Source organism: Acidovorax sp. (genome assembly GCF_016783915.1).
In the GTDB taxonomy this organism is placed as follows: domain Bacteria; phylum Pseudomonadota; class Gammaproteobacteria; order Burkholderiales; family Burkholderiaceae_C; genus Acidovorax.
The window spans coordinates 1-7,401 of record NZ_JADHVT010000189.1; the positions used below are offsets into that span (position 1 = coordinate 1).

Sequence of the window (7,401 nt, forward strand, 5' to 3'; positions counted from 1 at the left end):
TCGGGCTGGTAATAGGCAACCCGCGGGCGCGCCATTCCGCTACCCCGTCGGCAAGATGGAATGCCTGGTATCCCTTCTTGCGCAGCAGTTCTGTGGCGGCCTTTGCCATGAGGCAGAACGGGCCCCGGCAATACGCCACTACGGGCACATCCTTGGGCAACTCGGCAAGGCGCTTTTTGAGTTCTTCGATGGGAAGCGAGCGGGCGTGCGGTAAATGCGCCACGCTGAACTCCGCTTGGGGTCGGACGTCCAGGACGGTGATTTCTCCTGCAGCGGCCCGGCGCAGGATTTCGCTGCGATCAATACCTTTAAGGTCGGCACCCGGCTCCGCAATCGCCGCCAGCGCCATTTGCAGCTCGACTAGGCGCTCCTCCGCCTCTGTGCGGAGGGTGACCCACAAGTCGGCCACGCTGCTGCTGGTCAGGCGGTACACCACGTACTTGCCTTCTTTGCGCGTATCCACCAGGCGCGCCATGCGCAGTTCCTTCAGGTGGGCACTGGCGAGTTTGACGCTGATCTCGGCCTGGGCCGCCAGGGTCTCGACGGTCTTCTCGCCCTGGCACAACAACTCGATGAGTTCCAACCGCTTGGGGCTGGCAATGGCTTTGCCAATACGGGCAACTTGCTCATAGAGCTGGTTTTTAAGTTCTCTCATGCGTACATTCTAGTGAATATTAGATTGAGATGGGCATTTTGATACGAGCGACTTGGAAGTCTGGGAGTTTTCTATGGCCTACAGCCCTACGGAACTACCGCGACGCGAGGAGCCAACGCACTGTTCGAACCTGATCAATCGTTTCTGACTTCAGGGCAACTGACGAGATCGGGTGGGGAAGGGATGAAGTGGCGGAGATATTTATGCTGACGAGCATCCCCTTGGCGTGCTGAGGTGAGGTTCATTGGCGCTCGACATCCAGAACTTTTCCTGGGGGCGAACTGATCCCGGAACGTCCAATATGGGAGAAAGCAGATGTTGCGCTTAATGGGCTGATTGACCGCAACCAGCCTATGGCGGTCAACCTTCGAAGACGGCTCAGCAGCGGTTAAACTCCCTGGACAATGGCGGAGGCCCTTCCGCTCACTCTATGGCACGACGGCTAACCAACACGCTATTGGAGTAAGCTTTCTCGATGAGTTGCAACATCGTCCCTGTGGGCCGGCGCCGAGACGGCGGCACCCGGTATTGGTGCCTTGGGCATCACGCAAACGCTACGGCTAAATACGGCACTCCGGCGGAGAAATGCGTAGCGGCCGACGACGAGCCTATCGCGCCCGAGGACACTCTGGACTTGGACTTCAGCCGCTACCCCGGCGGCATTGCGTTGTGGGGATCCGTGCCCGCCGTCTATGACACTACGAACAAGCCCATCGACCGAGGCATTCACGTGCACGCGCGGCTCGAAAAAGGCGGGGAGAAAGTGGTTGACCGAACGTATCGCAAGCTGCGCATCCCTCTCGCGAAGGATTTGCTCTCCGACGGGTGGGCAGAGGTCGACGAAATCGACGCCATCAACTACATGGTTTCAGCCGTGTTCGGCTTCCAGACGATCACGGTTAACTGCACCTACTGTGGCTTTCCACACCTAGACCGCGACTGGTTCGCCGTCCATGCGCACCGTCGCCACCAATGCCACGGCTGCGGCAAGCAGTTTTCCGACAACGGCCCGGGCGTGGGCAATCCCTTGGCAACCGTGAGGCATATGCTGGGCGCGCAGAAGCCCAAGCTCGTGCCGGCGAAGAAGAAGGTCACATTCAAGCAGCGCGACTTTCCGGGGGGCGTGCAGATCTGGGGCTCGAATCCGGCGATCCTGTGGACCTCAACGCGTGCTGAGGAGGATGGTATCCACGTGCACGCTTTCAAGACAGCCGACGAGGAGATGCCCAGTGGCCTGGACGACACGTTCACAGAGGTTGTGATCGACGGCATGGTGCTCGACGCCACGCATGTGCGCGCCTTTATGGCGCAGTCGGCCATGCCGCACCTGGAGGGCAGAGTTCTGGATCTGGTCTGCCCCGGCTGCGGAGATCATCACTTTGACGAAGGAGAGCACGCGTTCACGCCGCACATCGAGCATCGTTGCGGCTCGTGCGGACTCTGTTTCTGCGCCCGCGGCCAGATGAAGAAGACAATCGCTAATCCGTTTGCAGGCGTGCGTCATGCTCTCGCGAAGCTCGCGCCCAACCCCTTGCGCAACGACAAGCTGGGGCTGCGCCCGGAAACGATCTGAGCTAAAAATCGGCTTGGTCGATTGCGGGTAGGAATCCTCCCCGCTCGCGCATCAAGCAGTAGGCGGCGAACGCCTCTGCCTGAGTGAGTAGTCCCGCCTTCACCGTCTCGCGCAACAGGCCGATGGAGCCGGTTAGGCGATCTTCACCAAGAACTTTCACGATCACCTTGCGCGCCGCTTTGTCGTCGCAAGCGACCGAGGAGCCTAACTCCGATGCGGCTAGGATGCACTCGGTCTCGCCGTTGTCCAACTGCCACTCCGCTTTCGCCCTGAGGAAGCGCGAGACGCTGATCAACTTGTCGTCGACCAGCGTGAGACGCCCGGCCGCGACTGCCGCATCGATCGCCTGTGCGACGGTGCGCGATTCGTCACGCACGACGCCGCTCACTTGGAACGATGTGTTCTGAAGGCGCAGGACTTTCGAAAGGACTTCGCCATTGGCGAGGTTCAGGAGGGTTGAAGCGTCCAGGATCTGGATCACGCGGCTATTTCAGCGTTGGCAACAAACAGCGCGGAGACTGGTGTGTTAAGGAGCTCCGCAGCGCGTCCCACCGAAATCTCCCCGGCCCTCACCTTACGCGCTGCTGCTTGCAGAAGCGCAGGGGACGCGTCCACCTGGATGTCAGGCCGCGGTGGGATGCCTAGCTCTGCGGCGCGCCGCTCAGGATTCTTGTGGTCGTCCTGCAGCTTTTGGTATAGAGCGCGCGCGCCCTGCGGCGGTACCAAGCCTAGGCCTTCGCATCGGCGCGCGGCGACCTCGAAGCTGACGTGGAACAGGTGCGCCAGCCACAAGATCTCGATGTCGCCTAGAGGCCCCTTGGCCCCGAGTTGCTCTCGAATCGCCTTTATTGCGAGCAGCACGCCGTGACGCGGCAGCACGAGGGCCGAGCCGAACGCGTCAGCAAACTTCTCTTCGAGCTTGCGCGGACCGCCTGGAATGCCATCGAAGTCCTCTTGGCGATCAAGGTGCGCGTAGCCGCTCGCCTGATCGTCGTGGTGCGCGACCAAGTGCCCAAACTCGTGAGCCATGGTGAAGAGCAGGCGGGGCTTGAACGCTCGCGCGCCTAAGATCATCAGCGCATAGCCCTCAACGATGACAGACACCCCTTCGATGGCCGAGTCCCGTGAATAGAGAACGATGACGCCAAGCTCGTGGGCGACTTGCGGCAGGCGCGGGAAGGGCTCTTTGTCGTCGAGGCCAGCGAATGCCTTGCGGAAAAGTTGCGCAAATTCTTCAGCCGCCTCCAATTTTGGCTCCATGCCCCTGAACAGATTGAGCCACGCAGTGTTGCGGGGCATGCCTCGTGCAATTGCCAGCGCGTCGCGAACTTGGGCGGACACGACGTCGACCTCCGAGGAAACCTCAACCGCACGCTGCCCTAGGGTGTGACGGAATAGCGCCTTAACTGGTTCAGCGGGTTCCGCGTCCAGCAAGCTCTCCAAAGGCAAGCGCATAGCCTTGGCGATGGCCCGCATCTCCGCCAGACTCGCGTCGGCACCAGCGGCGATCTGCGCAAACCGCTCGGAGGACAGCTTCGCCTTCGTGGCGATCTGGTCGGCGGCGAGCTTCCGGCTGACCAAGTGCTCGCCGATATTCATCACGCCGCCGCCTCGCGCTTGATGTCCATCAGCTCCCGACGCAGCCGATCCGCCTGCTCGTCAGTGAGCTTGCGGTGGCGCCCGACGATCTGGGCTACGCGTGGCCCCGAGCGGTCGAAGAGACTCGAAAGAATGTCGACGGTCCGCTCGCGTCCCAATTCAACCTCGCGCGGGGATTCGAGCACCACCGGATTCTGTCCCACTAAGTAGTTTTTGATTCGGTTTTCGAATGACTCCGGCTTGTGGGTGTCCCGAGGGTGCTGGTAGCCGTCGGCGGTTACGATGATGTTGCCTATCTTCTTGCCCGCTTCGAAGCGCAGGGCGTTCTCGGGAAATTTTCGCAAGGCAGCGAGTTGGTCTTCAAGCTTCTCTGCGATCTCCAAGCCGCCGATCACATATTGCCGATGCTTGGGCCCCATACTGCCGCTGATCACGAAGATCTGGTCGCCAGGGCGGACGAGGCGGCGTAGGTCCGGTCTACAAGAGCCCATAGTTGGCCGCGATCCGGTGGTGAGCAACGGGTCGGCCAGCGGGTGGCCCATGCCAGGATCAGATTTGGGCGAGATAAAGATGTAGCTGGACACGGCACCCTCCTAGAAGTTGCGATAGGCCTGTATTTTTAGACAGTATCAATTTTTATGCAAGCACCATCGGCACGGAAGCGCTCCAATGCGTACCCATTTCAATGGGCCATGCCCGTCTTCTGACTTGCTCTTCTATTGCCGGTCCGTCAAGCACGGCCAGATGGCACTGCGCTACCGACTCAGAACCACGCCCAAATGCGCCGCAGTAAGGCGGGTGCTGGTCGGGCAGGACGGAATACATAACGGGTTGGTTTGCGCATGGTCTTCTCGGTGTCGGTTTTTGCATTACTGTACAAAACATCAGTATCATGCGCAAGATCGCCACGGCACCTCCAGCTCTCGCCCGAGGGGCAGAATTGCCGTGCCTGCGTCCTCTTCGCCACCTGATGTCATCAGCCCTCGCTCCCACCGAACTCCGGGGCTTCATCCTCACCCGCAACTGGCGCGATCTCCCAGACGGCACTGAGATTGAATACTGGCTGGCCACCGACGACGGGCCTAAGAAGGTGCTTCTGACCCGGCAGAGCTCGGTCGCCTTTCTGCCTGTTCGCCACCGGGCTGCGGCACAAGCTTCACTGGCGAGCCTGCAGGGCCTGGAGGTGAAGGAACTCGGTCTGAAGACATTCGATCAGCAGCCCGTCCTCGGTGTCTACGCCCGCAGGTTCCGCGATCTCGGCAAGCTGGCGCGCGCACTCCAGCCTTTGGGGATCCCGCTCTACGAAGCGGATGTCCGCCCGCACGATCGCTACCTGATGGAGCGGTTCATCACGGCCGGTGTTCTGGTCGAGGGCGGCCAGCGCGAAGGTTCGACCATCCTCGACGGCAGGTTGAAGCCCGCGTCTGGTTGGCGCCCGGTGTTGAAGGTGGTGTCGCTGGACATCGAGACGAGCGCGACCGAGGAGTTGTACTCCATCGCACTGGATGGTGCGGGTGACCGGGTGGTGTTCATGCTGGGGGAAGCACCAGAGTCTGTGTCGGCGCCAGCTGTGTCGCCGATGGACTTCAGGCTTGTGTACTGCTCAACTCGCAGGGCGATGATCGAGCAGCTCAATGCCTGGTTTGCGGACCATGACCCGGATGTCATCGTCGGCTGGAGCGTGATCCAGTTCGATCTCCGGGTGCTGCAAAAGACCGCGGACGCGAACTCCGTGCAACTGCTGCTCGGACGCGAGCGCCGCCCCATCGCGTGGCGTACGCACCCCGGCCGGCAGGGCTACCTGTTCGCGCCCATGCCCGGGCGTGTGGTTGTCGATGGTATCGAAGCACTGCGGGCGGGCATGTGGAGCTTTCCGTCGTTCAGCCTCGAAGCGGTCTCGCAAAAACTGCTCGGTGAGGGCAAGGAAATCGGCGATGCCTACGACAAGATGGCCGAGATTGAGCGGCGCTACCAGGAAGACAAGCCGGCGCTGGCCAGCTACAACATCCGTGATTGCGCGCTGGTCCTGCGCATCTTCGACAAACTGGAGTTGCTGCCGTTCGTACTGGAGCGAGCCCAGACTACAGGCTTGCAGATAGATCACTTCGGCGGCTCCATCGCCGCATTCAGCCACCACTATCTGCCGCGCATGCACCGCCTGGGCTACGTAGCGCCCAACGTGGGTGACATCGCGGCCAAGGCCTTTCCAGGCGGTTATGTGATGGACTCCACCCCGGGCTTCTACGACTCAGTCGTGGTCCTGGACTACAAGAGCCTGTACCCCTCCATCATCCGGACCTTTCTGGTGGACCCCGTGGGTCTGGCCGAGGGAGAGAGCGCCGACGCACAGACCGGATTGGTGCTGGGGCCGCAAGGCACGCTGTTCTCGCGCGAGAAGCACTGTCTGCCGGACATCGTGACCGCCCTGTCGAATGCGCGGGACGAAGCCAAGCGGGCGCGCAATCAGCCGCTGTCGCAGGCCCTGAAGCTGCTCATGAATTCCTTTGCGGGTGTGCTGGGTGCGTCGGAATGCCGCTTCTTCAATCCGAAGCTGGTGTCTGCAGTGACCCTGCGCGGCCACGAGGTGATGAAGCTCACCCGGACGTTAGTTGAGGAGCGTGGATACCAAGTCATCTACGGAGACACCGACTCCATCTTCATCTGGCTCAAACGCACCTATCCCAATGCGGAGGCGCACGCCATTGCGGCCCATCTGGTGCAGGAAGTCAACGCCTGGTGGACCCACAAGTTGCGCGAAGAGCAGCAGCTGGAGAACTTCCTCGAAATCGAGTTCGATACCCACTACGCCAAGTTCTTCATGCCCACCATCCGGGGATCAGACGTCGGCAGCAAAAAGCGCTACGCCGGCCTGAGCGTCGATGAAGAAGGTCGGGAGGAGATGGTTTATCGCGGGTTGGAGATGGCCCGCAGCGACTGGACCCCGTTGGCGCGCCAGTTTCAGGAGGGCCTGTTGTCACGCATCTTCCATGGAGAGCCCTACCGGGCGTTCGTGGCCGACTATGCGCGGTCAATGCTGGATGGGCAGATGGATGCGCTGCTCGTCTACCGAAAACGCCTGCGCCACCGACTCGATGCCTATGAGGTCAACGTGCCTCCCCAGGTGCGCGCGGCGCGTATTGCTGACGCGCACAACGCGAAGCTGAACCGTCCGCAGCAGTACCAGCGTGGAGGCTGGATCGAGTACGTGATGACGCAGAGCGGCCCCGAGCCGCTGGAGGCCCGGCATTCGCGCATTGACTATGAGCACTACCTCGTCAAACAACTCCAGCCCATTGCTGATGCGATTCTTCAGCCGTTGGGAGACAGCTTTGCGGCATTGACGAGTGCGCAGAAGGTGTTGTTTTAGGAAATCTCGGTGGGCAATCTGGGGCGATACCTAAAGACGTAACTACCTGAACAGTATGGGGCAGCTTGGCAGCGTTATGCACAGCACGCAGTTATGCACAGTTGGTCCGGCAGCGCAACGTCGCCGCCCTCGTAAGAGGGCTTCGGGCACGTCTTTGAACTGCGCGTAATCACAAGGTCTTGAGGAACTTCAACAGGTCGTCGTCTG

6 protein-coding genes are annotated in these 7,401 nt (G+C 61.1%); 2 read left to right on the forward strand and 4 right to left on the reverse strand.

Translation table 11 applies throughout. The features are described 5' to 3' along the window. The coding region (locus tag ISS20_RS22025; protein WP_291439573.1) for a metalloregulator ArsR/SmtB family transcription factor at positions 1 to 655 on the reverse strand (655 nt) is incomplete at its 3' end. A gap of 634 nt (positions 656 to 1,289) precedes the next feature. On the opposite strand from ISS20_RS22025, the gene ISS20_RS22030 reads away from it, so the two are divergent. Beyond that, positions 1,290 to 2,228, forward strand: a complete 939-nt coding sequence (locus ISS20_RS22030; RefSeq protein ID WP_233250799.1) for a hypothetical protein — start codon at positions 1,290 to 1,292, stop codon at positions 2,226 to 2,228. Position 2,229: 1 nt separating this feature from the next. Here the strand turns inward: ISS20_RS22030 and ISS20_RS22035 are convergent, their stop codons facing one another. From ISS20_RS22035 to ISS20_RS22045, 3 genes are read right to left on the reverse strand one after another with little or no spacing between them, the layout of a single operon-like run. Then, a complete protein-coding gene (locus ISS20_RS22035; RefSeq protein WP_108500260.1) occupies positions 2,230 to 2,709 on the reverse strand; it encodes a hypothetical protein in 480 nt (159 codons plus the stop codon). Continuing rightward, positions 2,706 to 3,827 (reverse strand): ImmA/IrrE family metallo-endopeptidase, encoded by a 1,122-nt coding sequence (locus ISS20_RS22040; protein ID WP_108500261.1) that lies wholly within the window; start codon positions 3,825 to 3,827, stop codon positions 2,706 to 2,708. The genes ISS20_RS22035 and ISS20_RS22040 overlap by 4 nt, the downstream gene beginning before the upstream one ends. Further along, positions 3,827 to 4,411: a hypothetical protein gene (locus tag ISS20_RS22045; RefSeq protein WP_108500262.1), complete on the reverse strand. Its 585-nt coding sequence runs from the start codon at positions 4,409 to 4,411 to the stop codon at positions 3,827 to 3,829. Before ISS20_RS22045 ends, ISS20_RS22040 begins: the two co-directional genes overlap by 1 nt. Before the next feature lie 386 nt (positions 4,412 to 4,797). Between ISS20_RS22045 and ISS20_RS22050 the strand changes: the two genes are divergently transcribed. Continuing rightward, positions 4,798 to 7,194, forward strand: coding sequence for a DNA polymerase II (locus ISS20_RS22050; RefSeq protein WP_291439579.1), 2,397 nt, complete (start codon positions 4,798 to 4,800; stop codon positions 7,192 to 7,194). The last annotated feature ends 207 nt before the right edge of the window (positions 7,195 to 7,401 follow it).